The sequence below is a fragment of the Acidithiobacillus albertensis genome (genome assembly GCF_001931655.1).
Taxonomy (GTDB): Bacteria; Pseudomonadota; Gammaproteobacteria; order Acidithiobacillales; family Acidithiobacillaceae; genus Acidithiobacillus; species Acidithiobacillus thiooxidans.
The window spans coordinates 1,655,124-1,678,067 of the sequence record NZ_MOAD01000001.1 but is presented as its reverse complement, the minus strand read 5'-3'; the positions used below and the strand labels follow the sequence as shown (position 1 = coordinate 1,678,067).

General features: G+C 54.7%; 32 protein-coding genes. 11 read left to right on the top strand and 21 right to left on the bottom strand.

Going from position 1 to position 22,944, the window contains the following annotated elements:
* The first annotated feature begins 221 nt into the window (after positions 1-221).
* From BLW97_RS08730 to BLW97_RS08705, 6 genes are read left to right on the top strand one after another with little or no spacing between them, the layout of a single operon-like run.
* Positions 222-1,064 (top strand): type IV secretory system conjugative DNA transfer family protein, encoded by an 843-nt coding sequence (locus tag BLW97_RS08730; protein WP_024893672.1) that lies wholly within the window; start codon positions 222-224, stop codon positions 1,062-1,064.
* Positions 1,061-2,635: an ATPase, T2SS/T4P/T4SS family gene (locus BLW97_RS08725; RefSeq protein WP_024893673.1), complete on the top strand. Its 1,575-nt coding sequence runs from the start codon at positions 1,061-1,063 to the stop codon at positions 2,633-2,635. The genes BLW97_RS08730 and BLW97_RS08725 overlap by 4 nt, the downstream gene beginning before the upstream one ends.
* Positions 2,601-2,876: a hypothetical protein gene (locus BLW97_RS08720; RefSeq protein ID WP_139111664.1), complete on the top strand. Its 276-nt coding sequence runs from the start codon at positions 2,601-2,603 to the stop codon at positions 2,874-2,876. The genes BLW97_RS08725 and BLW97_RS08720 overlap by 35 nt, the downstream gene beginning before the upstream one ends.
* The gene (locus BLW97_RS08715) at positions 2,876-3,397 is read left to right on the top strand and encodes a hypothetical protein (protein ID WP_024893675.1); all 522 of its coding nucleotides are present in this window, start codon (positions 2,876-2,878) and stop codon (positions 3,395-3,397) included. The genes BLW97_RS08720 and BLW97_RS08715 overlap by 1 nt, the downstream gene beginning before the upstream one ends.
* Complete coding sequence (locus tag BLW97_RS08710) at positions 3,397-4,305, top strand: ParM/StbA family protein (RefSeq protein WP_024893676.1); 909 nt, start codon at positions 3,397-3,399, stop codon at positions 4,303-4,305. Before BLW97_RS08715 ends, BLW97_RS08710 begins: the two co-directional genes overlap by 1 nt.
* A complete protein-coding gene (locus BLW97_RS08705; protein ID WP_024893677.1) occupies positions 4,295-4,954 on the top strand; it encodes a hypothetical protein in 660 nt (219 codons plus the stop codon). Before BLW97_RS08710 ends, BLW97_RS08705 begins: the two co-directional genes overlap by 11 nt.
* Before the next feature lie 53 nt (positions 4,955-5,007).
* Here BLW97_RS08705 and BLW97_RS08700 read toward each other — a convergent pair whose 3' ends face one another.
* From BLW97_RS08700 to BLW97_RS08670, 8 genes are read right to left on the bottom strand one after another with little or no spacing between them, the layout of a single operon-like run.
* Complete coding sequence (locus tag BLW97_RS08700; protein ID WP_024893678.1) at positions 5,008-5,331, bottom strand: hypothetical protein; 324 nt, start codon at positions 5,329-5,331, stop codon at positions 5,008-5,010.
* A gap of 26 nt (positions 5,332-5,357) precedes the next feature.
* Positions 5,358-6,149 carry a DotD/TraH family lipoprotein gene (locus BLW97_RS08695; protein ID WP_024893679.1) on the bottom strand — a complete coding sequence of 264 codons (792 nt, stop codon included), beginning with the start codon at positions 6,147-6,149 and terminating at the stop codon, positions 5,358-5,360.
* A 34-nt stretch (positions 6,150-6,183) separates the two neighbouring features.
* Complete coding sequence (locus BLW97_RS08690; protein WP_075322946.1) at positions 6,184-7,317, bottom strand: DUF7146 domain-containing protein; 1,134 nt, start codon at positions 7,315-7,317, stop codon at positions 6,184-6,186.
* Entirely contained in the window at positions 7,301-7,627 is a 327-nt protein-coding gene (locus tag BLW97_RS08685; protein WP_024893681.1) for a hypothetical protein, read from the bottom strand. Before BLW97_RS08685 ends, BLW97_RS08690 begins: the two co-directional genes overlap by 17 nt.
* Positions 7,624-8,013 (bottom strand): hypothetical protein, encoded by a 390-nt coding sequence (locus BLW97_RS08680; protein WP_024893682.1) that lies wholly within the window; start codon positions 8,011-8,013, stop codon positions 7,624-7,626. Before BLW97_RS08680 ends, BLW97_RS08685 begins: the two co-directional genes overlap by 4 nt.
* Positions 8,010-8,153: a hypothetical protein gene (locus BLW97_RS19440; RefSeq protein WP_158006078.1), complete on the bottom strand. Its 144-nt coding sequence runs from the start codon at positions 8,151-8,153 to the stop codon at positions 8,010-8,012. Before BLW97_RS19440 ends, BLW97_RS08680 begins: the two co-directional genes overlap by 4 nt.
* A gap of 59 nt (positions 8,154-8,212) precedes the next feature.
* Complete coding sequence (locus tag BLW97_RS08675) at positions 8,213-8,557, bottom strand: hypothetical protein (protein ID WP_024893683.1); 345 nt, start codon at positions 8,555-8,557, stop codon at positions 8,213-8,215.
* Complete coding sequence (locus tag BLW97_RS08670) at positions 8,547-8,789, bottom strand: hypothetical protein (protein ID WP_024893684.1); 243 nt, start codon at positions 8,787-8,789, stop codon at positions 8,547-8,549. Before BLW97_RS08670 ends, BLW97_RS08675 begins: the two co-directional genes overlap by 11 nt.
* Positions 8,790-8,871: 82 nt before the next feature.
* On the opposite strand from BLW97_RS08670, the gene tnpA reads away from it, so the two are divergent.
* The gene (gene tnpA / locus BLW97_RS20425) at positions 8,872-9,300 is read left to right on the top strand and encodes an IS200/IS605 family transposase (protein ID WP_024893685.1); all 429 of its coding nucleotides are present in this window, start codon (positions 8,872-8,874) and stop codon (positions 9,298-9,300) included.
* A 64-nt stretch (positions 9,301-9,364) separates the two neighbouring features.
* Here tnpA and BLW97_RS08660 read toward each other — a convergent pair whose 3' ends face one another.
* From BLW97_RS08660 to BLW97_RS08650, 3 genes are all read right to left on the bottom strand, one after another.
* Positions 9,365-9,739 (bottom strand): hypothetical protein, encoded by a 375-nt coding sequence (locus tag BLW97_RS08660; RefSeq protein ID WP_024893686.1) that lies wholly within the window; start codon positions 9,737-9,739, stop codon positions 9,365-9,367.
* 15 nt (positions 9,740-9,754) lie between these two features.
* Entirely contained in the window at positions 9,755-10,060 is a 306-nt protein-coding gene (locus BLW97_RS08655) for a glycine zipper domain-containing protein (RefSeq protein WP_024893687.1), read from the bottom strand.
* A gap of 126 nt (positions 10,061-10,186) precedes the next feature.
* Positions 10,187-11,020 (bottom strand): BRO-N domain-containing protein, encoded by an 834-nt coding sequence (locus BLW97_RS08650; RefSeq protein WP_024893688.1) that lies wholly within the window; start codon positions 11,018-11,020, stop codon positions 10,187-10,189.
* A 200-nt stretch (positions 11,021-11,220) separates the two neighbouring features.
* Between BLW97_RS08650 and BLW97_RS08645 the strand changes: the two genes are divergently transcribed.
* Together BLW97_RS08645 and BLW97_RS08640 are read left to right on the top strand one after the other, a co-directional pair.
* On the top strand, positions 11,221-11,442 hold the full coding sequence (locus BLW97_RS08645) for a DUF4258 domain-containing protein (protein WP_077218333.1): 222 nt from the start codon (positions 11,221-11,223) through the stop codon (positions 11,440-11,442).
* Positions 11,439-11,627 (top strand): DUF2283 domain-containing protein, encoded by a 189-nt coding sequence (locus tag BLW97_RS08640; RefSeq protein WP_024893690.1) that lies wholly within the window; start codon positions 11,439-11,441, stop codon positions 11,625-11,627. Before BLW97_RS08645 ends, BLW97_RS08640 begins: the two co-directional genes overlap by 4 nt.
* A gap of 722 nt (positions 11,628-12,349) precedes the next feature.
* Here the strand turns inward: BLW97_RS08640 and BLW97_RS08630 are convergent.
* The 9 genes from BLW97_RS08630 to BLW97_RS08600 all read right to left on the bottom strand — a co-directional run bounded on the left by BLW97_RS08630 (position 12,350) and on the right by BLW97_RS08600 (position 20,055).
* Complete coding sequence (locus tag BLW97_RS08630; RefSeq protein WP_024893692.1) at positions 12,350-14,551, bottom strand: DotA/TraY family protein; 2,202 nt, start codon at positions 14,549-14,551, stop codon at positions 12,350-12,352.
* An 86-nt stretch (positions 14,552-14,637) separates the two neighbouring features.
* A complete protein-coding gene (locus BLW97_RS19435) occupies positions 14,638-14,784 on the bottom strand; it encodes a BRO-N domain-containing protein (RefSeq protein WP_158006079.1) in 147 nt (48 codons plus the stop codon).
* A 56-nt stretch (positions 14,785-14,840) separates the two neighbouring features.
* A complete protein-coding gene (locus BLW97_RS08625) occupies positions 14,841-15,059 on the bottom strand; it encodes a hypothetical protein (protein WP_024893693.1) in 219 nt (72 codons plus the stop codon).
* 29 nt (positions 15,060-15,088) lie between these two features.
* On the bottom strand, positions 15,089-16,195 hold the full coding sequence (locus BLW97_RS08620) for a hypothetical protein (protein ID WP_024893694.1): 1,107 nt from the start codon (positions 16,193-16,195) through the stop codon (positions 15,089-15,091).
* Positions 16,196-16,205: 10 nt separating this feature from the next.
* Positions 16,206-17,435: a hypothetical protein gene (locus BLW97_RS08615; RefSeq protein WP_024893695.1), complete on the bottom strand. Its 1,230-nt coding sequence runs from the start codon at positions 17,433-17,435 to the stop codon at positions 16,206-16,208.
* A 10-nt stretch (positions 17,436-17,445) separates the two neighbouring features.
* A complete protein-coding gene (locus BLW97_RS08610; RefSeq protein WP_024893696.1) occupies positions 17,446-18,030 on the bottom strand; it encodes a hypothetical protein in 585 nt (194 codons plus the stop codon).
* On the bottom strand, positions 18,027-19,484 hold the full coding sequence (locus BLW97_RS08605; RefSeq protein ID WP_075322944.1) for a zincin-like metallopeptidase domain-containing protein: 1,458 nt from the start codon (positions 19,482-19,484) through the stop codon (positions 18,027-18,029). The genes BLW97_RS08610 and BLW97_RS08605 overlap by 4 nt, the downstream gene beginning before the upstream one ends.
* Entirely contained in the window at positions 19,474-19,644 is a 171-nt protein-coding gene (locus BLW97_RS19430) for a hypothetical protein (RefSeq protein WP_158006080.1), read from the bottom strand. The genes BLW97_RS08605 and BLW97_RS19430 overlap by 11 nt, the downstream gene beginning before the upstream one ends.
* Positions 19,645-19,713: 69 nt before the next feature.
* Positions 19,714-20,055, bottom strand: coding sequence for a hypothetical protein (locus BLW97_RS08600; protein ID WP_024893698.1), 342 nt, complete (start codon positions 20,053-20,055; stop codon positions 19,714-19,716).
* An 86-nt stretch (positions 20,056-20,141) separates the two neighbouring features.
* Between BLW97_RS08600 and BLW97_RS08595 the strand changes: the two genes are divergently transcribed.
* Positions 20,142-21,962 carry a hypothetical protein gene (locus tag BLW97_RS08595; protein WP_024893699.1) on the top strand — a complete coding sequence of 607 codons (1,821 nt, stop codon included), beginning with the start codon at positions 20,142-20,144 and terminating at the stop codon, positions 21,960-21,962.
* A gap of 472 nt (positions 21,963-22,434) precedes the next feature.
* Positions 22,435-22,707: a carboxymuconolactone decarboxylase family protein gene (locus BLW97_RS08590; RefSeq protein WP_024893700.1), complete on the top strand. Its 273-nt coding sequence runs from the start codon at positions 22,435-22,437 to the stop codon at positions 22,705-22,707.
* A 97-nt stretch (positions 22,708-22,804) separates the two neighbouring features.
* Here the strand turns inward: BLW97_RS08590 and BLW97_RS20015 are convergent, their stop codons facing one another.
* Complete coding sequence (locus BLW97_RS20015; RefSeq protein WP_278278524.1) at positions 22,805-22,933, bottom strand: ANTAR domain-containing protein; 129 nt, start codon at positions 22,931-22,933, stop codon at positions 22,805-22,807.
* Positions 22,934-22,944 lie beyond the last annotated feature (11 nt).

Below are 22,944 nucleotides of genomic sequence, written 5' to 3'. Positions count from 1 at the left end.
ACTTTTCAGCAGGCTCCAATAAAAAGTATCCGTACGGTGTCTATGCGGTGTCCTTCTAGCATCCGTGCGGTGTCCGCACGGTGTCATCCAAATAAGAGTATCCATACGGTGTCCTTATAGCCTCCGTACGGTGTCCCTACGGATACATTTATTTTTCATACCTGATCGGAAAATCGGCATCACCCCTGTAGAAAGCCGAATCCTGAAAGGAGAAATACCCCATGCAGCATGTTGAACCCGTCAGTATTGTTCGCAGCATTGAGCAGTTAAGCGCCTCAGATCGTCCTGCTGTAGTTCGCAAGCTGGCAGGCTTGCAGGAACGGTCCATGCGCAAGGAAGCCCTGTCATTAGGGGCGCAGGCCGGATTGTATGTGCAGGGCAAAAAGCTGGATGCCTGGCTTGTGACGCGGGCGGCGCAGTTGGACAAGACCTATGACTTTCGCCGGCTGGTCTATCCGGCTTCCCTGCATGTGCAGGATCGTTTGACCGGAACCAGTCTCTTGCCGCCGATTGTCGAGTTTTCCCACGATTTTACCCGGCTCGAAGGCCCGGATACCTTGCATGTATCCCGCAGTTTTTACCGGATTTCGCAACAGGCCCGCTTTTCCACCGTGGTCCCAAACTGGCGGGAATATCTCATACAGGGTTGGCCCAGGCCGGATATTCAGGCGGTTCCGCGTGTTTTACTGCCGGACGATGCGGCGGAGAGAAAAGTCTGGATAGAGGCCGTCCAGCGCGGGTTTATGTTAGGCAAGGCGCAGGCCATCACCAATTTTCGTACCAGTCTGGCACGGTTGCAGCGGGATTTTCTCGGTATGGTGTTGTACCGCAAGCTGGAAATGCAGGGAAAGATCAGTGCGCCCATTCTGGCGCATGCCAATCAGGGCAACGTGGTTTCGGCTCAGGGTCGGGATTTGCGGATACACAGTGAAGATTTGCGGATTACCCGTCTTCCTGCCTGGCACCCGAACCAGTATTGGCCGGGTACGGCCTGGAAATCGCCGGAATACCGGACGCGGGCTGATCTGAAAGGTCATCCTGAAAGGACCAGGGCTGCGCAATGAGTGATTTGCGCATAGAGCGCCAGTTGGATGAATGGCTGGATGAGGCGGTAGAGAAAAAAGCCTCGGACATGGATTTTCTGATTGGCAAACCGCCCATTCTCAAGGTCGGAGCCAGACGTTTGTTCATGGACGCGCAACCTTTGACCGATCATTTCATGTTGGGGCTGGTCAACGTGCTGTATCCCAATGCGGCGGAAGAAATGGCGCGATCCAGAACGGGCGTAGCGGCGGCGTATCGGCGCATCTTTCGCAATTTGCCTGTCGGTCATCCTGACCGGGGCAAAGCAAACCGGTTTCGAGTCAATATTGTACCGGGATTGTCCGTAGAGGGCGGCTTCGGGATGCACATTACCATGCGCGTGATTCCGGGGAAGGTGCCTTTGCCGCATGAAATTGGCTTGCCGGAAGAAATCATCCCGTATTTCCGGCATAGAAACGGCCTGGTCCTGGTCACAGGTCCGACGAACTGCCATACCCCGGGGCATTTGATCAGAATGGCGGATGGGACGCACAAAGCGATAGAGCAGATCAATCCTCTCACTGATCTGGTCATGGGATGGGACTATCTGCCGCGCCGGGTACGCAACATACACCGTGGAGAATCGGACATGGTGCGGATACGCGGGATCGGAGACGATCTGGGGCGTCCGCTGGAAGCGTTTTCTGTTACCGCAGACCATCTTTTGCCGGTAGCGCTGCAAAGTGTGGACCTGTTGCGCTGCGATCTTTCTACGCATTTGGTTCATGCCCGCGATTTGCCGGAGGATCGGCCCTTTTATCTGGTTCAACGCGCCCGCGACCAGTTTTTGTTGCGCCGTTGCGTGCGGGAGCCGGGCGTACAGAAAGGTTTTTTTGCGGGCGTGGAACTGGCGCAGGTAACGGACAAACTGTATCAGGATGCGACGGGCATCATTCATCATAATTCGGGTAAAAGTACGGCACTGGCTTCGGTCATCCGGTTCCAGGCGGAGCGGGAGGCAATCAAGTTCTTGACGCTGGAAAATCCCATTGAGTTTCCGCTGTCCGAAATAGAGAACATCAAATCCACCATTTATCAGGTGGAAGTCCCCACACACGTCAAGAGTTTCAAGCGGGGCATTGAGGAATACATGCGGCATTCACCAGACGTGATTCTGGTCGGTGAAATGCGCGACGCGGAAACCATGAGCGCGGGGATTCTGGCCTCAGTGACCGGGCATCAGGTGATGGGCACGCTGCACAGTATCGGCTTTGCCAACACGATCAACCGGATTGTGAATAATTTGCCGCCGGAAGATGCAGCGGCCATGCGGCATGACCTGATTGACAGTTTGCGTTTTGTGTTCACCCAACAGTTATTGCCCACCCAGGAAGGGGAACGGACGGCGGTGCGGGAATGGCTGGTTTGCGACGCCTATGTGCGGAAGAAACTGCATGAGGCCGCAGAGAAAAACACTTTGCAGAAAACGGGGCATGAACTGGTCTGGCGTTTTGGTCGGCCCATCATGGATGACGTGGAACGATCTCATCGAGAAGGACGTATTCTGGATGTGGATTATGAAAATTTCAGGAGGGATTTCGGTGGAAAATGACGTGGTTTATTCCTGGCGGGATGCCGGGCGACGTTTGAAGTTTTTTATGTTTCCGGCTTTTACGGCGCTCCCGGCATTCTGGGTGATTTTCCACCTGTTTCACTGGACGGCCTGGGGGCTTTGGCTGCTGTTTTGTCTTTTGGGCTGGTTCATGGCGCGGCGGGAATTGTGGCCGGACGAGTTCTGGCGGGCTATCCGGGTTTTTCTGGCTGGCAAGCGGCGGCTACGGAGTGTGTTCTGATGGCGAGGATCGGGCATCGTAGGATATTGCTGCGATTCTACGATGATACACCGCAGCACCAGGAGATTTTGCGCTGGATAGACGGCTATTCGGGTCGGGGTTTGCAGGACATATTGCGTGGAGCCTTGCTCATTGGGTTGCCGCAACTATTGGGGAATCCCCTGCAGGGCGCAGGCCCATTGCAGGGTGCTGATTCATCGGATTCCGGTTTCGACGTGAAGCCGTCTGTTCCCCAGGCGATGCCGGATAAAACCTCTATGACAACAGCACACCGGAAAGAATCCGCGCAAGTCGTACCAGATTTTGTGGCCTCGCAGGTCGCCAAGTCTATGCAGGCTGCAAGCCCTGTGCAGGGGGCTAACCCTGTGCAGGGAGCAAGCCCTTTGCAGAATGCCAAATTATCGCAGGATGTGAAAAAGCAGGTTGGTTCAAGTAGTCCGGCAGTTCGGACAGAGCAGGAAAAAGAGGCGCATCAGGAAGTGGTGCGTAGTGCCTTACAGCAAATCTTGGAGGATGACTGATGGAAGCATGGGGATTGGATGATGGTTTTGGAGAAATCAAAGTGGCCTGGGCAAATGGAAAAGGGGCGATTCCTTCTCTGGTGCGTCCGGGGGCACGTCTGGAATTGGGCAAGGATGGTCAGGAAAACGCCATTTATCACACGGAAGGGCAATCTTTCACGATGGGGGGTGGCGTCGATACGCTGAACACCCGTTTTGACGGATATGAGCGGAGTGCGATGAACCGGGTCATGAGTTTTCATGCGCTCTTGTCTCATGGTTTTGCAGAAGGCGATACCATTGTGACGGGCTTGCCGGTCCGCCTGTATTTTCGGTCTGACGGCAGCATCAACAAGGAAGCGGTAGCTGCGCGAAAAATTTCTTTGCAGGTAGAAGTGCTTGACGCGGATAAAAAGCCCTTGCCCAAACCCGGCAAGATCAAGGTGGTAGCACAAGGGCTGGCGGCATTGATGGCACTGGATTGCGGGAGTGCGGCGATTCTGGATATCGGCGCACGGACCATGGACGCGACGGTCTTTCAGGATGGACGTATTCTCATGGACCGGACGGGCGGGCGCAATCTGGGGGTTATGGACATGCAGGCCCGTTTTGCCGAGCGCATTGCCGGACAGTTTGCCTATCCGCTGGAAAGCCATCTGGTGTACCGGGCCTTCCGGGATGGCCGGATCAAGGTCATGGGCAAGGAATATGATCTGGCGGCGGATCGTCAGGCGGCGATTCAGGACGTATCTCTGAATATCTGGCAGGAAGCCGCGAGTGTTTTCAAGACGGTGCAGGACGTGGATACGGTCGTGCTGATTGGCGGTGGGGCCTCTTTTCTGATGGAAAGCAGTCCCTGGCCGCATGTGCAGGTAGCGGATGATCCGGTATTCGCCAATGCACAGGGGATGTTGGCTTATGGTCTCTGAAAATTCCCTTGGCCGGGCGCATTCCCTTGGCAGGGCGCAATCCCCCTTTCAGGATGTGCCTGCTGAAACGCTGGTGGAAACGATTCTGCGTTCGCACAAGATATTGTCCCGCGTTCATGAGGAGGAATTGCAGGAGGCGCGGGATCGCAGCGTAGAAATGATCGCGGCCCTTCGCGCTCTGGAAGAATATCGGACAGGTATTGAAAAGGCCATTGCAGAAGTCAGGACCGTCACGGCGGAACAGGCCAAACTGGTCAATGCCTGGAACGGGCGTCATCAGGATTTTCTGGAGAACTTCGACAAAAAGAGCGCGGCCATCATGGAGCAGGTGGCCGGAAAACATCTGGCGTTGCTGGATAAGAAAAGTGCAGAGGTCAATCAGAAAGCGACAGAGCAGTTCAAGGCCATTATTAGCCAGCTGGCCGCTTCCTTGCAGTTGGAAATAGATGCTTTGGACAAAAAGGTCAAAGATATGAGCAATAATGCCATACACGATCTGAACGATTTCAGTAGTGCGGTCCGCAAAGCGACCAACAGCCTGCAGGAACAGAGTCTGAAACTGTATGGACGGGTATTGGTGCTCTCGGTATTCGGGGCCTTTACGGGCACCGTAGTCGCTCTGATCGCTATGCACTTCTGGAAAAAATAAAAGGCTTGCGGAATGGCAAGCCTTTATTCAGGAAGCCCTTCTGCAAAAACTTATTACTGGTAGGCTTTCCAGACGCCGCCCACATGAATGAGCCGGATTTCTGCGGTTTCATGCGGTCCGTTTGTGTCCTGCACATAAACCGCGCAGGTCCATTGTCCGGGTGACGCATTCTTGGCGCAGCGAGCAACGCGCAGGCGATGCCAGGCATGTTTCCAGGGCGTCGGAAGGGTGGCCTTGGTCAGATGATAGCCGCCCATGATGTTTTCGATGTAGGCGATCTTTGCGGCTCGCGCAGGCGGGCCATCATGGGTAGCAGAGCAGCCCGCCAGGATCAATATACTGGCGGCAAACCATCCAATTTTCGATAGCTGGTTCATAAATTCTCCTTTTTCTGTTGTGGAAATCAGGGCCGATACAACATGCCGCCTGCCGCCATCCACTGTTGCGCGATCTGATCTTCGGCGGACGTGGGATGCCAGGGCATGAGTAATTTCCAGTGATGGGCAAGGGCTTTCTGCAAGGGGATATTCGGGCCATGCGGCCCTTCCGGCAAGGGATGCAGGGAGCCGTGCTTACCGACCGTCAGCAGGTGGCTGGACGCCCCCTGCTTTCCTAACGTGGCTGGTACGGATGTTTTCTTGTCAGGATGGCAGGCGGGAACCATCGGGCCAAAGTAAACGGGCTTTTTGTGGGTCAGGACGGGATGCTCTGGCAACCATTGGGCCTGATAGGGTTCCAGGACCAGGGTGCGACCGAGGGGCAATAATCGCAGGGTGGCCACATGAACCATTTGCTGATTGATTTCATGCACAATGACAGGAAGTGGGGCGTTCTGGTTCCAGATCGCCACGTCCGGCATGGGGTGTGGGTGGATCGTCAGGGCATACCGCCAGCCGATATGTTGAGCGAGTTGCGCCATTAAGCGGTTGACGGGACCGGACCAGTGCAGATGCAGGTGATCGGTCAGGCCGGACACGCGGGAGACATGGGTCACGCGCACAGCGGGATTGGTGAGATGCACTTCGGTAATCTGATCCAGGTTTTTCAGTGAATGGGCCGCGACTGCCGCCGAGTGATTCAGCCACAAGGATGCCTGGGTCAGGGGGGCGGGTTCTTGTGTCTGCATGGTGGGGTGTGCAGCACAACCACTGGCAGCCAGGGCAATCAGCACGGAAAGAGTGATACGCTTTTTCATGTTTGCATCCTTTTCATCAAAAAATAACGGACTCCTACCTGGGTGATGCCGATTTTGACGGTGCTTTTTGCTGCAGGATGTTATTCCAGTCCGCGCCGGGTTGCGGCGGCATTAAAATATCGGTAGCGGCGTCCGGACGATACTGGTGCAGACGCGCCTGCAGCTTTTGGGCGGCATGCATGCCGGCACTGTCGTTATCGGCCAGGATCGCAATTTGTCGGGCGGAAATGGGCGGCACCCAATCGGCCAGCAGGGAAGTGTTCAGTGCGGCCATAACGGGCAGAATACCGCCTTTCTGACGGGTGATGGTGTGCATGGAAAGGACCGTTTCAATGCCTTCGCCAATGCCGATCATGCCGCTTTGCGGGTCGGGCGGATGAATCCTGACCGCGCCGCCATTCAGCCGTTCGACACATTTCTTGAGAAATTTACTGTTACCGCCGGGCACGTTAGCCTTGCCGGAGCCGTCCGGCTGGATAAAGGTTTTGTGAATACCGAGAATTTCCTCATGGACATTGGTCACGAGAGCGACCATGGCTGGGCCCTCATGGATGATGTTGAAGCCGCCCTGGCCGTCTGCCTGGTATTGTGTCAGCCAGCGATGAAAGCGCAGATGCGCGTCTATGGGGATACTGTCGGTCAGGATGCCGCGACTGGCGAGATATTTATCGGCAATCGTCCCTCTGATGGATACAGCCTGGTTCCATAAGGTCTTGACGCGGGACAGTTCCTTGCGCATATCCATTTTGGAGGGGGATTGCTCCCTGCCAGGGGCGGGTTTGCTGTCTGCAAAAGATGCTGGAAAAGAAGCCGTACGTTCGATTTTGGAACCCATGCCCAAAGCCGCTTTGACGGCCTGAAAGCTTTCTGGGCGGGTCCAGCCGTGAACGTGTTCCAGCAGGATGAATCCGTCTCCGGCCAGGGTATCCCCGTTGCCCTGGGAGCAGACAAAGGTCCCGTTGCCGTCCCTGTCATCGAAACGAGAACGGTCTTTACCACCGCAGCCGGGGCAGGCGCCGTGTTTGCCATTCAGGGCATGTGTATCGACACCCAGAGAGGGCAGAAGGGTTTTCCAGTGGCCCCTTGCTGCCGCAGCAACTTCCGGGAAACCTACGGGTTCCTTGCCGATCTCGTGATAGCGTCTGGCAAAATCACTCAGGTTCCCCATGATGTGCTCCTTCTTTATTCGGTGTGATCTGGACAGCCAGTTCCTTGATGCCTTCTTTCAATAGTTTCTGCTGTTTTTCTATCTCATGGAGGCTACGCGCCATTTGATCCAGCCGATCCACCAGTTTTCCCAGAGTGGCGTCCAGGCGATTGATGAGATGGTCGGGGTCTTTAAACATTTGCTGTTGCAGGGCCAGCCCTACGTTCATGGCGTCGATGACGGGTGCAAAGACGGCACGGACTTCTTCTGCCAGGGCTTCCAGGCTTTTGGGATGGCTGGCGATAATGCGTTTTTCGATTTCGGTAGTCATGAGACATTTCTCCGTTCGGACGATCCGGGATAAAGGCCGCGTATGCGGTATTTCGCGCCGATTGCCTGATAGCGTTTCAGCAGTTGATGACGCAGGGCGGGCGGGTAATAGACATTGCCGTACAATTGTTCATGCAGGGCTTCGGCTTCGCTGTTCAGGTGTTTTTCTTCGGCGGCCCTCTCCAGAACATGTGGGGCATAGGCGGGGGATTCCAGGATGGCCAGAAGGCCCGCCGGAATATCCTGCAAGCCGACCAATTCCCAGAAGGGCTCCTGGTCTGCAGGCCGAAAATCGCCGCCATGCGCAAAAATTTCCCAGATCTTTTCAGGCAGATCGGCGGGTCTTTCGCGTCCTGCAAGGGGCTTGCTCTCTGCAAGGGGCATCATTGGACATGCCTTGCGGAAGGGGCAAAGCGCAACAAAAAGCGTTCTGCAGCCTGTTGATGTTTCGGGTTGCGGCGATCCCGCAGAGCAGAAAGTACCAGGGTCCAATAGGCTTTTTGAGCCAAATCTTTTTTTCGTGTCATTACGGGAAAAGCTCCTCTTTTGATCTTCTGTACCACCGGGGTGGTGCCGATTTTTCAGATCAAAATAAAGAAATTTGTGCCGACGCGGTTTTTTTGAACAGGGGTGCGGGGTTAGGGGCTTGGACCCCTGCATTGGGTTTGCGGTTGGCTAAAGTTTTTTCGCTTCCTGCCAGAGGGGTGTCGCGCATCTTGTGCATGGCGAGCTGCACGATTTCCTGTTGGTCATCGCGCAGATAAAAATGGAGCAGGGTGTTTTCGGTCATTTCCTGTGCCCATTTTTCAGCAAGCCGACCGGTAACGGGCTGCATGGCGAGAAAATGCTGATACCACGCAGCATAGGCCGCGATCCATGTGTCGCGGTCCTCGAATGCAGCAATCTGGCGGTTCAGCAATTCATGCGTCATGGTGCAGTATTTTGATCTGGTAGGTATCGGGGCCAGTTTGCGTCACCTGTGCCCGACCGTGAATAATTTTGGTCAGGACCCGTAATATAGGAGGCGGGGGTAAATTCTTTGCTTGCGCCCCTTTGATGAACGCCGCTTGTTGACGCTTTTCTTTGGCAATCTGCGCCGCTGTCAGCGGAATAGGCATTTCAAAGAGTACCGGCGTTCCCCGCACGAAATGCACTGTTTTCACTATTGGTTTGGAGTCCCCGATAGGGGATCCGTAAACCCCCCGCCTTTAGGCGGCGGATAAGTCCGGTGGTATAACCACAGCTATGGAATCTTATAAAAGTGGTACTCACACGGTTTGGGATTGTAAGTATCACCTAGTCTGGACGACGAAGTACCGATATCAGGTATTGGCCGGGGATGTAGGGCTACGATGTCGGGAATTGCTGCGAGAGATGGCGCGTAGTAAGGAAATGGTGATTTATGCGGGGTCGATTAATAGGGACCATGTACATCTATTGATAGGGATACCGCCGAATCTATCGGTATCCAAGGCGGTACAGTATTTGAAAGGGAAGAGCTCGCATCGGTTGCTGACGGAGTATGCGAAGTTACGCAAGAGATACTGGGGCCAACATTTGTGGGGGCGAGGCTATTGGGTCGCGAGTAGTGGGAATGTAACAGATGAGGTTTGGCAGGAGTACATCAAGAATCAAACCCCACCAGATCCAGACGATGACTTTCATGTCGTGTAGCGACAGCCGTCGGCCTCAGTGCCGACCGATCCGGCTTCCAGCCGTAACCTGAAGCCACCGGCTTTTAGCCGGTGGAGTATTCACAAGCATTAACAGAAACAGGCATGGGCGGCATCAGCGCAAACATGAATCCTAAAACAGGCACGACCCCGGCAAGCAGTAAAATGATCCCCTTTTTCTTGTCACTGTAACGCTCCCAATAGGGTCGCACCACATTTTCTACCATGAACAGCATCAGATAGCCCACTACAAAAAACAATCCGACAGCGAGCAGGATTATCCAGAAGATATACAGCGAAAAAGGGTGCAGGGCGAAAAACCGCGTCACGCCGTCCAGATTGGCAGAAAAACGGAAGCCGGAGAACGCACAAAAGGTCAGAAAAAGCCCAAGAGTTATCATCCAGGGCATAAAAAACAATGCCATTAATCTCTTGAGCATGTTGGTTCTCCTTTATTATTGGGGCACACAGGTATATCCCGCAGGGCATACCGGATTATTGGCTGGCGGCGCGTAGTAGCCGGGCGGCACATTGTTCCGGGCGCTATGGGCTACGCCATACCCGGCCAATCCACCGAGTCCCGCGCCGATGGCCGCACCGGCCAGAGGACTTCCGGTCTGGTTGCCGATCACGGCACCGGCAACTGCGCCCAACAAGGCTCCGCCGCTGGCATCTGCCGTAGTGCCATTGCTGGCATAGGGATTGTTGGCGCAGCCAGCAAGGCTGCCTGCTATCAGAAACAAGATGATTGAGCGTTTCATGAAAACGTGTCCTCTGATATGGTCAATGACACCAGGGTGATGCCGATTTCCAGAATTGAAATACTGTTGACAGTTGGGTTTGTGGCATTAAGAACCTAACAGTCAACAATATGTGCGGATAGATTTTCAGGCTTCCAGCGTCAGAAGGTTCGACACGCTTTCCAGTTGTTTCAGGATGGCGTTTTCCCGCCAGCGCAAGAAAGGGGCGCGGTGCATGGCGACCTTGACCCATTCCCAGAGTCCTTGCGCCTTGCTGGTCGGTTTCCAGCTTTTCCCATCGCGCACCTGCAACCCCTGGGCTTCCAGGATGAGGTTGACCTGATGGCCGGTTTTTCCGCCTAGCATCTGACCGATTTCCGTGGGGGACACCAGACGGTCCTCGATGGTGGTATTTTTGACGGAATGTTGGACCGGGCAGGGCATGGGCGCGATCCGGTCCAGCTCGATACCATGCCGCGCCCGCAAAACGGTTTCGACAGCCGTTTGCCGCGCAGCTCCGCGTAGCCCCATGACGCGATACAGCGCGGAATAGGATTGTGCCAGATCAGCAATCTCCCGGTTTTTCCGGGCGACTTCGCGCAGAGGCACTTTGTCCGGCCTCTTGCCGAGGAGGGCATAACTGCCCGTCTTGCGGATGGACGGCAACACGTCATGCACGATCCAGCGTTTGAACGCATTCGCTTCGGATTTGCGACTGGTGAAGATCAGTCGGTACAAACCCGGTTCGTTGACCACGTTCAGTAAGTTATTGATTCCAGTACTGTCGGTTTTACCGACGGTAGCAGGATCAATAACTTGCGTTTTCTCGTCATCATCCAGTTTGGTCAGTGCATCGCGGGCATTGGCGATTTCCAACACTTTGCACACGTCCACGGCGACAAACCACGGCTCGCCGTTCTCATTGTTGCGAATCACCCGGATAGCATGGTTCCGGTACGCGAAAGGCATCAGATTTTGCATCGTACTTCTCCTGTTTTGGACAATCTCAGAAGGGTGATGCCGATTTGGTGAAGCCCTCTGCCGATGACCGGGATATTTTGCTAGACTACATGGATGAATCTCTATCTGATCGTATCGTCTGGACGGCAAGGTGGATAACCTTGCAGAGCGCATGGACGCTCGCCTGAGTGCATAGCCGACGCTTTGAGCGTCCCGTCGTGATGACGCATCATGCAAGAAAGAGGATGCAGGAACGCGGGATCAGTGAGGCTGAAATCATGGAAATCGTCGAGACAGGGACTATTCGCGCCAAGGATGAGCGCCGCGCATGGATTTACCGTGAGTTCCCGGATCGGCAAGACAATTTGTTGTGTGTGGCAGCTCTGCTGGATGATGTCATTATCATTAAAACCATCATGACCTTTTGGGAGGTGTCCCCATGAAAACCGACTATGACGCAGACGATGACATTCTGGTACTGCGTTTCACGGACAAGCCCGTCACTCGTGAGGTGTCACAAGACTGGAACCTGAATATTGCCTATGCCGATGACGGAAGCATTGTGGAGATCGTGATCCTGGACGCAAAGGCTTCCGGCGCATGGCCGATCCCACAGCACGCGGCGTGATGATTTGTGGCCCCGGATCACCTTCAACACATTGTTTGCTGGTGTGCTGCCCATAATCTCCTCCGTTTCTCAAGGATAAGGAGGCCAAGTCATGAGTGATTACTGGATTCCATTCATTATTGTGATGGGCATCTCCAACCTGATGGGGTCGACGTGATCCTGTACCTCAAGCGTGACCAGAAGGGGCGTAATCATCAGCACAGGCATGGATGACGGACGGAAGGACTGAAAACGTTCCTGCAGAAATCCCACGATTCCCGCCTTTCAAGAACGCAAATCCTTTTGTGAACAGGTCGTTGTGCGACTTGCAGTCGATGTCGCACAGACCAACCCCGTTTTTCTCACGGCCACAAGTAAAACAGACGCTTGTGTTCCCGGTCCGCCCCGAAAACTTGACACCTCACCATCCGGGGTGCTAGAACGCAGACGTTAGCCCAAGCATGGGTGCTGAGAGATGTCAAGGGGGTGGGGTTATGGGTCAATATGACAAGTATGACATTCTTGGCGCGCATGAACCAGATAATTACCACAATCCAAACAACCCAAATAACCCAAAGAATCGCTCGGGAGTTTACATTTCTCAGGATGCATATAGTCGAGCAACGCCACTACTCATCAGTCGGAAAACCCTTTTGTGGATTTTCGCTATCATTGCTTTGGCCAATCTTTTTCTTTGGATGTTTTAGTTGCTCACCAGAAATAACGAGCGACCATTTTTACCTTTATTTTTCTCCAGGTGGTTTTGGCTTTCCGCTAAGAACAGCGTTGGGAGCATTCTGTGCATGTTTTCTTGCTGCCTCATGCGAACCCTTCTGACTTTCCAAGGTTCTGTCCTCGTTGTAATTCGCAATGCCAGCACTGGCCCAATTCATGACCCGTTCGGGTAGTACAAAGACCAGCTTGAAGCACTCATAGGCGATGATGGTGACCAGGGTGACGTAGATACCGACCATGCCGATCATGTCCAGAGGGCCGGTAAAACCGCCCCCGGTATTCTGGCTGGACGTGACGGCTTTCAGGATCATCGGCGAAATCAGGGCCGTAAAACCCATGAACAGGGCATATCCGCCGACCAGTCCCAGGATCATCAGAAAGGGTCGGGTCATGATGGCAAAAGCCATCTTATAGCCGTTTGCGCCCATGCCGACGACCTCATGGCCTTCGGGGTGCATGTGCATGACCGCCCAGAGGGGCGCGGCCACGATCATTTCAAAGGCCATGAATAAAAATCCCAACAAGGCCGAAATCCAGACCATGAAAGGAATCAGGGGCACGATAAAGCTCAGGAAAAAACCTTCGATGAACAAGGCGCCGGCGAGGGCCAGCAAGACCGGACTCACGTCATAATAAACGATCTTGGCGGCGGCATTGGTCCCATTGCCGACGAGAGGCACGTCTTTATCAATACCGCCGTTAGCGGCTCCCGCGCCGCCTGTCAGAAGCAGATCACCGGCATAGACGATGCCACCCGCTGTTTCCATGGAGGCGCCGATATTGCGGACAGTAATGAGCGGATTGCTGCTGACGATGCCGAGCCCGCCCCCATAAATGGCGGTATCCGCTTCGGCCACCACCGAGTCAATCATGGATTGCCCGTTGGAAGAGGGCTGGATATGCCCGACCAGACTGCCGTTTTCCTTGATGAAACTCTGGATTCGGGCTTGCGCATCCTTGACGTGGGAAGAACCGATCTTGCCCAGGAAACTGCCGAAATTCATGCCGGTGGCATCTCCCAGGTTATCCGCCGCTTTCTGGGCGACACTGTTCCAGCGCACGAGATCCCAGAACCATTCTCCCGCCGTCGCGAAACCGTCCACTCTGGCGGCAGCTTCATATTTCTGGACCTGACCACGAACCGCTGTAGCCGTAGCGTTCTGGATATCGGTCTGCATGGTGGTGTCATAGGCGTTGATGGCTTTTACGAAGTCATGATCGCTCCGTCCAGTTTTGATTTCTGCATAGAGATTTTGGGAGATCGGCGCCAAAGAACCGATCAGCATACCAATGGCCGTTCCGTTGTCCGTACCGATGGTTTTCATCATGGTAACCGATGGGCTGTTGTGCCCGTTGCTGACCACGCCGGATATAAAGGCAGTCTTGCCGCAGGCCGAGGGTAAAATTTCCATGCTGGACAGATCACCCAACAAGCCGCTGCTGTCTGCGGTCCATTGGTAGAGGCTGTATTGCGTGGCATAGGCATGACCGCCTGGCAAGGGTTGCACGGCCTCGTCGTAGCCCTCGACCAGATGGGTCACGCCGCCGATGGGGTTCAGGGTGTGTTCGACGGTCGGTCCACTCCGGCTGATAGGGTTACTGTTCGGGAAATAGTTGTCTGCGGTTTGATTGATGGCCCTTTCGCAGACCTGGGAATCCATGATGCCCGCTGCCAGTTGCCCGGTATGGATGGGATTGACGACGACCGAGCCTACGGGGTCAGTGGCGATGTAGGAAACGGCCTGATCCCAGGCAGCGTCACCTGCGCCGATGCTGAACGTCAGTAGCCAGATAACGATGCCTTGCGCTGCAGACAGTCCGCCCAGACTCGGCACAGGCAGGATCAGCGCCGCGCCCGCCGCCGCTTTCATGGGAATCCACATGGATGACCATTTCTGGCCCATGGGCTCCCCTTCATGCGCGGTTTTCAGGACGCTGGCCCCGATCACATAAGTCAGCAACAGACCGCCGACAATCAGCACCAGGGAATTGATGTCCATGAGCAGCCGGGTAATGTCGGACAACGTACCCGTTCCCACACCGCTGATCTGGTGAATGGACGGTCCGATGGTTTTTGCCAGGATGTCGAGGAGCATATCGTCGCTGGCAGGTTTGGGATTAAAGGTGCTGGCAAACCCTGGCAGTGACCAGCCCAAAAGCAGCAGGCCAAAAGCCAGAAGGCTGCGGTTTTTTGTGTTTCGATAGGACATGAGCGCGTTCCTTGACTGAGGCGTATCACCCATGGTGGTGCCGATTTTCGGAATGGGTCTGGAATTTTTTTGGAGCCTGACAGTAGTTAAACTCTGCAAAAGTCGTAAATGTATGTATCCGCAAGTTCCAGCACCTTGCATACATCCACAGCGCCGAACCATGGTTTGTCGTCCTCACCACGCATCACCCGAATCGACTGATTCTCGTATTCAAAAGACATGATATGTTGCATTGCACCCTCCTGTTTTCTGGAACATCAGAAGGGTGATGCCGATTTTTCAGTTCAGATTACGGACGCGGCACGGGCCGGGGTTCGGGTGCGGGTGTACTCAGTACATCCAGCAGGTCCATGAAGTGCATGATGTGGTCCAGGGATGGATCGACAAACTCCACGCCTTCATCCAGACTTTCATCGTCTATTTCGTCGCCGGGCTCGCTTGCGGATTGTCGGGCCAGTGCTTCCGCTTGTGCGGCCTGCAGGTTGGCGATAGCCTCATTCACGTCCATTGCTTTTATCCTCTTTCATTGAAAAACATTCAGCGCACCGCGTTCGTACCTTGATTTTCCACGACCTTGCGCATGGCCTGTTGGGTCTGTTGCGCGAGCAGGGTAGCAAGTGCCGCTTCCTCATTGGTGCGTTCCCGAAAGGCGATATAGTCCTTCTGCAATTTTTCAGCGACCATGAGCAGCTGTTGTTTTTCTATGGAAGCCTCATGCAATGCTTGCAGCTTGACGTACCATTTCGGGTTGCCATAAGTGGCCTTGTCCTGCCAGGCCATCGCCTGATTCAGTGAGGCATTTTTGGCAATGTCCGGCACGTTACCCAAAGACTTGTTCAGGGTCTTTTTCATTTGCGGCCCCAATCCCTGAACCGGTGCTTGCATGGCGGCAGCTTGTGCAAGGATGGTCTGGGCGAGATTCATGCGGGCCTGCATGGACATTTGCAATCCGGCCTGGGTTTGCCCCTGGACCGTCTGATAATCCGGTTTTTTGAGCCTGGCTGTCGGCATGGTGTTGGTCAGATTATGGATCAGGGCCGCCCGCGCCTGGGTATCCCGTTTGGGGTGCGCCGGATCATGATTTATCGCCGGAGTATCCAGTAAGGTTGAACCGCTTAAGTCGGCATTAGGTTTGCTGCTTACAGCAGCGCCGGGACAAACACCGGCTTTGATTTCCGCTTGTGAAGCAAAGCGGTCACAATGGGCCTGATAAGTGACCAGACCCCCGAACGCGCTTTCTGGCGTGGTCAAGGCGGTATTGCTGCGTATTGCCTGGGCGGCTGCGCCGCTGATAGGATTGGCCGTACCCATAACGCCACGACTGCCCGCAATGACCGAAGAGAAAACCTGTTGCCCGGTACAGCCGTCCGAGCCGCAAGGCATCCCGGGCGGCGTTTGTTCATCGGCATAGGTCTTTTGCCGGACATGGGCCTGCAGGACTTTTTGCGAGGCGGTATTGAGATCGAGGGCCAGCCCCTGCGTCAAATCCTTGCGCACCGCATTGTTTTTGGCCTGGGCCGCTTCATACAGAGGCACCCAATGGTTGAAATACAGGTTATTGATCCCGGTCGTAAACCCGGCGGCGCAAGCGGCAGTCGGAAAACCCAATGCCAGGATGAAAACCTTCCTTTTAAGACGCAACATAAGCATCCCCTTATTGCACCGTGTTGGTGCCCTGATTTTCGACGGTCTTGCGCATGACCTGTTGCGTCTGTTGGGCCAGCAGGGTGGCCAGAAGTGATTCGATATTGGTGCGCTCCCGGAAGGCCAGATATTGATACTGCAGGGCTTGCGCCTGCATCAGGACCATTTGTTTCTGTACGGCAGCCTTGTGTAAATCCTGCAATTTGACGTACCACCTGGGATTGCCGTAAGTGGCTTTATCTTCCCAGGCCAGGGCCTGATCCAGTGAGGCATTGCTGGCGATAGGCGGCGTACCTCCCAAAGACTGGTTCAGAGTCTTTTTGATTTGTGGCCCGAACCCCTGGATGGGCGCTTTCATGGCTTCCACCTGGGAAAGTACCGTCCGTGCCAGATTCATGCGGGCCTGCATGGACATTTGCAGCCCGGCCTTCGTCTGACCTTCTACCGTCTTGTAATTGGGCTTTTGGTTTTTTGCCGTGGGCATGGTATCGGTCAGATTATGGACCAGAGCCGTTCTTGCCTGGGCATCCAGTTTGGGATGTGCTTCATTATTGGCGGTACTCGGCACGGAAAGCAGGGTGGTTCCGTCCAGATCGGCATTGGGCTTGGGGCTGACGGTGGCCCCGGGGCAAACTCCGGCACTGATTTCCGCTTGCGAGGCGAATTTGCCGCAATGCGCCTGATAAGTGACCAGACCGCCATCGGCGCTTTCCGGTGTCGTCAGGGAGGTGTTCACGGACTGGACTTGTGCAGCGGCACCACTGACCGGATTGGCGGACCCCATGACGCCATGACTGCCCGCAATGACGGCGCTCATCATTTGCTGTCCCGTACAGCCATCGGAGCCGCAGGGCATCCCCGGTGGGGTCTGTTCATCGGCATAGGTTTTGGCGCGTACCTTGGCCTGTTCTATTTTCTGCATGGCCGTGTTCACATCCAGTGCCAGTCCTTGCGTCAAATCCTTGCGGATGGCGTTGTTTTTGGATTGCGCCGCTTCAAACAGTGGCACCCAATTATCAAAATAGATGATATTGAGGGCGTTCACGATACCGCTTTCAGCGGTATTGATGTTGCCGGGCGTGGCTACCTGCCCCTGGGAATAACCGCCACTACAATATCCGGTAACGGGAACCACATTGGTTCCGGCTCCGATGGGCTGCGAGGTCGGCTCCTGGCCCAAAGCCCAGGCGGGCGTACTGATGGCCAGGGCTACGGCCAGCAAAAGGCTTTTTTTCAACATGATAATCCCCTTATGGCAAGACATTGTTGTACCAGTTACTGACCTGATTACTGGCCTCACCCGTGGCGGTACTGGTGGCATTACTGGCGATATGGTTCCAGAGATTACCATTGTTGCTGTTCTGGAAGTTCACACTGGAACGGCTGGCCGGAGCACTGGAAATGGTAACGGGTGTAAAACTGCTCATGCCTGTCAGTTGGGTAAATTCACTGGATGGCAAATTGAAATTGAGCAGGCTGTTTCCGTCAGAAACGGTCTGACTGATGGCATTTTGCGCCGCCGAACAAGCCGCCTGATAAATCTGATGCTCCAGTTGTTGAATCAGTCCCGACACGTTGGAAGAAAACATGCTGCTCAGGGAGAAATTGAGCGCGGTGCCCAGACAGGTATCGCTATTGATGGCATTTTGTGGATTCGGTGGCTTGGCTACGGCCAGCGTCTGTTGCGCCTGTTCCTGAAAGGTGTTGATGGCATGTTGACAGGTGCTACAGCCCGGATCGCAGGGGGCCGTTGCCGAAGTAGTGGCCCAGGCGGGACTTGCGGCGATCCAGGTGGCGTTTAAGGCCAGGGCCAGTATCCAGATTTTTTTCTTCATGGTTTTGTCATCCTGGTGGAAAAACTCAGATTGGATGGTGGTATATCCGGTGGTGCCGAAAAGGTTTGCCTACTGATAAAGGATTGCTCCCTGCCAAGGGGGTGCTCCATGTTCAGGGCGGCCAGATCAAAGGGTGCGTAGGAACGGCAGGTGGCTTGCCGATCAATGTCGTGGGTGATGGCGATCTTTCTCCACAGCGCGTTTTCATCCAGTCCGTAGCGTTTCGCGTAGGCGGCTACGAAGCGGGGCGCATCGACATCTTCTTCCAGGTAGGCTTTGCCGCCTCTCGGAGACAGATAGGAGTAAGGGGTAATGTCCTGAGCGATCCCCAGAAGGGCAATATCCCGGGTCGGAACGACCAGCCAGCCGTGCCCCGGATCGGCAGTAAAGGTGTACCGCTTTCCCGCTTTCAGATCGGCGGGAGTAATGGACAGGTCCACAGCAGCATCCTGTAAATGCAGGGTAAAGTCCTGGTTCACGGCCGGCTGGATGGTTTCGTTGCGCCGTTCCTGCAAGGCCAGCATGAACTCCGGCGTACAGACAATATCGACGGCATTCTGGGCATAGTTGGCCGCCTGTAAAATCATCTTTTTGTGATTGTCGGCAAAATGCCGCAAGCCCCATCCTTCGATATAGGATGCGGTACTGGTGGTTTCCATGGGCAGGCCCATGGTTTGCGCGAGCAATAATGATCCCAGTTCTGCCCGCAATTCGCAGTAAGCATTTTCATCCTTGCCCGTCAGCTTGTTGTCCCGGATGGACTTCTGGAACGCCTCATCCATTTTTTCCGTGGCATGGGTCAGCTCATGGAGTACGGTGGCATAAAACTGACCAGCGCTTTCAAACTGTCCGGGTTTGGGCATAAAGATTTCGTGTGTATTGGGGTCATAGCAGGCCTGGTTGGAAGCTACTATGGTGAGCTTGGCGATGTCCTCTACACGGCTTTTCAAGGTCGGCCAGATCGTGTCTGTATCCCATTGGGGCGGGGGCAGATTGCCATACTGTCGCTCAAAGAAGGCTTCTCCTTCCTGGGTCTGGAAAATGTGAAAGCCAAAAGCCAGCTTGGTACCTACCAGTCGTTTTTGGGGTTCGCCCCCTGCAAGGGGTTCGTTGTTTTCATCCAGGCGATCTTCATCTTTTTTGAAAATGGGAATCAGGATGGGGGTACTTTTTTCCCCTTTTTTGACAAACAGGTTCAGAGATTCCCGTTCTCCAATCGCTTTCCATTGATTGAACGTGGCAAACAGGGAGGGTTGCCCCTCGAACCGGCCCAGAGCCATGACGATGGCATTACCGCCCCGGTAGGGTTTTTCGGTCAGGGCATTGATCGGTGCGCGAGGGCCGGGTGGTGGCGTCCAGGGCTTGCGCCAGGAGGGAACCCCGGAAGGATCGTGAATCATGGAGATGATCTGATCCGCGACGATTTCCGCCGCCGTCTGTTTTTCAGCGGCCATCGTCTTCATGCCCGATAATGTTGCCGTCGGGGTCCAGCAGATTGCCGTGCATGTCCACGGCCGCTACAGGTGGCGATTCCTGGTCATCCTGCACGGCGGCATCCAGCCGAAAGCCAGCGTCGTCAAACTCTCCGGTGAGAAACGGGGTGTGATAATCCATGATGTACTACTCCTTTATCGTGCGATCTGACAGGGTGGTGCCGATTTACACAACAGGTCTGAAAATTTCTTATCCATTTTTCTTCCCCAGATGTAGCACCTTGGTCCAGATCAAGGCCTGGATACGGGTTTGCAGGACGTTGCGCTCACGGTCATTCAGTTTGGGAAAGGTTTCGGGCAGGGGCGGGTGCTTCTCCATCATGGGCAAGGCGTCCATGACCGGCAGATAGATCAGGGTTCGAGCCCAGGAAAGTGCGTCATGCGGTGGCGATGATTGATTGAGCAGGTCTTGCAGGATACGAAAGCCGTTGACCTGTTCCAGTTCGGCGTCCTGTATGGTCCAGGACTCGGTGTGTTGCGGAAGCGGGCGGGATTCCCACCATTGCGTCCGCCAGGGGGCGATAACAGCCATCTTTTTTTCTCCTTTCAGGGTTTCTCACCCGGGTGATGCCGAAAATCGGCACCACCCGGGTGATTCAATCGAAATGGAGAAAGACAATGGCTTTGGAATATACGGTAGAACCCAGAAAACTCAGCGATCAGGAAGTGCTACCCGCTGAACCGGGTGAGGCGGAGTTTTACGGCGTTTATGTAAAAGGGATTGCGTCTTTTTGGGGCGTGGGCAAAGGGGAACCCGATGCGGAACATCTGTCCAATCATCTTTGGGATTTTCCCGATCAGGCAAGCGCACAGGCTTTTGTGGATCGTCTGCAGGCCAACGCGCCGCAGATTGCCGCTCTGGACAACAAGGAACCGGTAACGGTTGCCGGGGTGCGTTATTTTAACTCTCAGGATGGGACGCATTATACCGCTGAGGGCGGATTATCCGCTGGTTACACCACGCCCGCCGTCAGCACCTGGGAAATCGATCGGTATCTGAAAACGGGCGAATTGTCGCCGGAACTGGCTGCGAACACGATAGCGCACCTGGAAAATCTTGCGGGGCGCGAGCCCATGGCAAGCCTGGATGATTTTGAAAAACAGGCTTTGCGCAATTTTGCGGCCAGCACACAGCAGGACCCTTCTTTCCGCGCTTTTCGTGAACTGGAATCGGAAGCCTATCGGCGTCAGGGCGCCCATATCCCCGAAGGAGTGAATTTTCGCACCTTCATTATCGACGATATGCCGAAATCCTTACAGGATTTTGTCTGGCACCCGGAGTTCCCGCAGGAAAAGATGACCGTTGAGCAGAGATCGTCTGGTGAACAGCGCGGCATAGCGAGTCCGATGGGCGGGCTGGACATGGCGGGTATGGCCGAGGGTACTACCTTGCTGTATAGCCGGGCCGATGCCCCGGACACTTTGCGTACGGGGGTGTTGATGCACAATCAGGAGACCCGGAATGGCCAACGTCTGGACATTCTGAACGACCAGGGCTTGCGGGAACGCCTTTACACCGGACCGGATCAGGGCAGCGAAGCGGCACATAATCGGCTGGCTGCTGTAGTGGGTTATGTTCTGCCCACTACGGAACCGCTGTTTGTGGCAGGCGTAGGTGCAGACGGCAAGATTGTGGAGAAACCGCAGGACGCGCAGAGTTTCGGCGTGTTTCATCATAACGAAAACGGCGAAGCGGTTCCGGTAGGGCAGGCGGTCACGGCGGACCTGGCCGAACAGTTGAAAGGGCAGATCGCGCAGGGACGGACCCCCGCTCCGGTAGAAAACCTCAAAACGGTTTCCACGCTGGGCCAGTTGCGGGATTTGCTGGATCTGCCGGAAGCAAAACCGGATTTGGCTCAGCCCGTTGAACCAAAAGAAAACCCGGACAAACCGAAAGAAGAGAAACCGAAGGAGCCCAAGCCGGAACAACCGCAAGTGGTACATCAGCATATCGGGCTGCTTTCGAGCTTGCTGATGCACACGGCCAACATGGGGCGCGGAGTGGCGCGGGCCATACGCGGGCCGGATGCGGAGGAATGGCAGCACCGGGCACATGCGCACATGGATCGGGCACAAGCCCATCTGGATGCGATTGCGCAGCACCCCGCCGTACAGGAATATCAGAAGATGGAAAGGTTGCAGGGGATGCCGGACCGGGCCAAGGCCATTTATGCGGACACTCTGTTACGGAACAATCCTGATCTGTCCGCCCATTATGTCCAGGCCAGCTACAATGTAGAAAAGGCTCAGGATGCCATGTTCTTTATGAACAAGAAAAATGGTCATGCAGACCCGTCCATCCTCGAAAAAGCTGGCAAGATACATCAGACGGCGAGCAAGCTGCCGGACATGGAGGGCGGTGTCAGTGGTGGACTGTTCAGCAAGCTCACATCTTTTTTTACGGCGCAGCAAAGCCAGGCCACCTTGCGCAGGGCCTGATGTTAAAATAGGCCTCGCCGTTCAGGATGGGGCTTTGGTGCGCAATTAGTCAAAAAGTCGCCCCTGTTTATCGGGGGCGATTTGTTTACCTGTTTATGTGCAAATCATAGCCTGCACCAATGGCAGGCAATGCCGCTGTTTAACAGCCTGTGCAATAACCATATTCACCAACCCTTCCTGTTAATAAACGGTCAATAGAGTATCATCCTGGATCAGCCGTATCCCATTGATGCTACGTTTTGAACAATTTCCACGTTTCACGAAGTATCATCCTGAGTAGCCCCACCGCCTTTGCCGACCCGGTGATGGTGGACAATAAAGTTTCATCCTGCCGCCTACTGACATCCCTTGTGCTTGCGCTACACCCAATGACACATAAGCAGCGATAGCAGACATTCACAGATAGCCCGGGAAGGGCTATTTTTGACCAGAAGGAGACGTCCGTCAGACTCTTCTAGATTGGCGAAAATTAGTGTTTGGTGAGTCAACAGTTAGCTCGAAGTCGGACACTATCCAGAAAGCCCTCGAAAATCTCCGTAATGGTCCCTTGGCCGAGCGCGAAAATCTGTTGCTGGATTATGTGGTCCGTGCGGTGAGAAATCCTCATGCTGTCAAAGATGCTGAGGTTGACCAACTGCGCCAGGAAGGCTGGACGGATCAGGACATTTTCGAAGCTGTTGCCCACGGTGCCCAGCATACTGCCGTAGATATTCTCTTTGAAACGTTTCGGGTGGCGCCTTTATAGTCTCCTGAGCATCTTTATGGCAGGCAAGATGGATAAATCCGCCCTGATTAATGCCGGATTGGCGTGAAGTATGATCCGGCGGAGACTGGCCAGGAGATCAGGAGCTGCCTGCTTCGCCCACCGTAATGATCATTTCGGCAATTTCTCCCAGTTTTTTTCCTTTGTCCATGGCGAGCCGCCGCATGCGCCGGTAGGCTTCGGCTTCGTCAATCTGCAAGTCGCGCATGAGGATGCCCT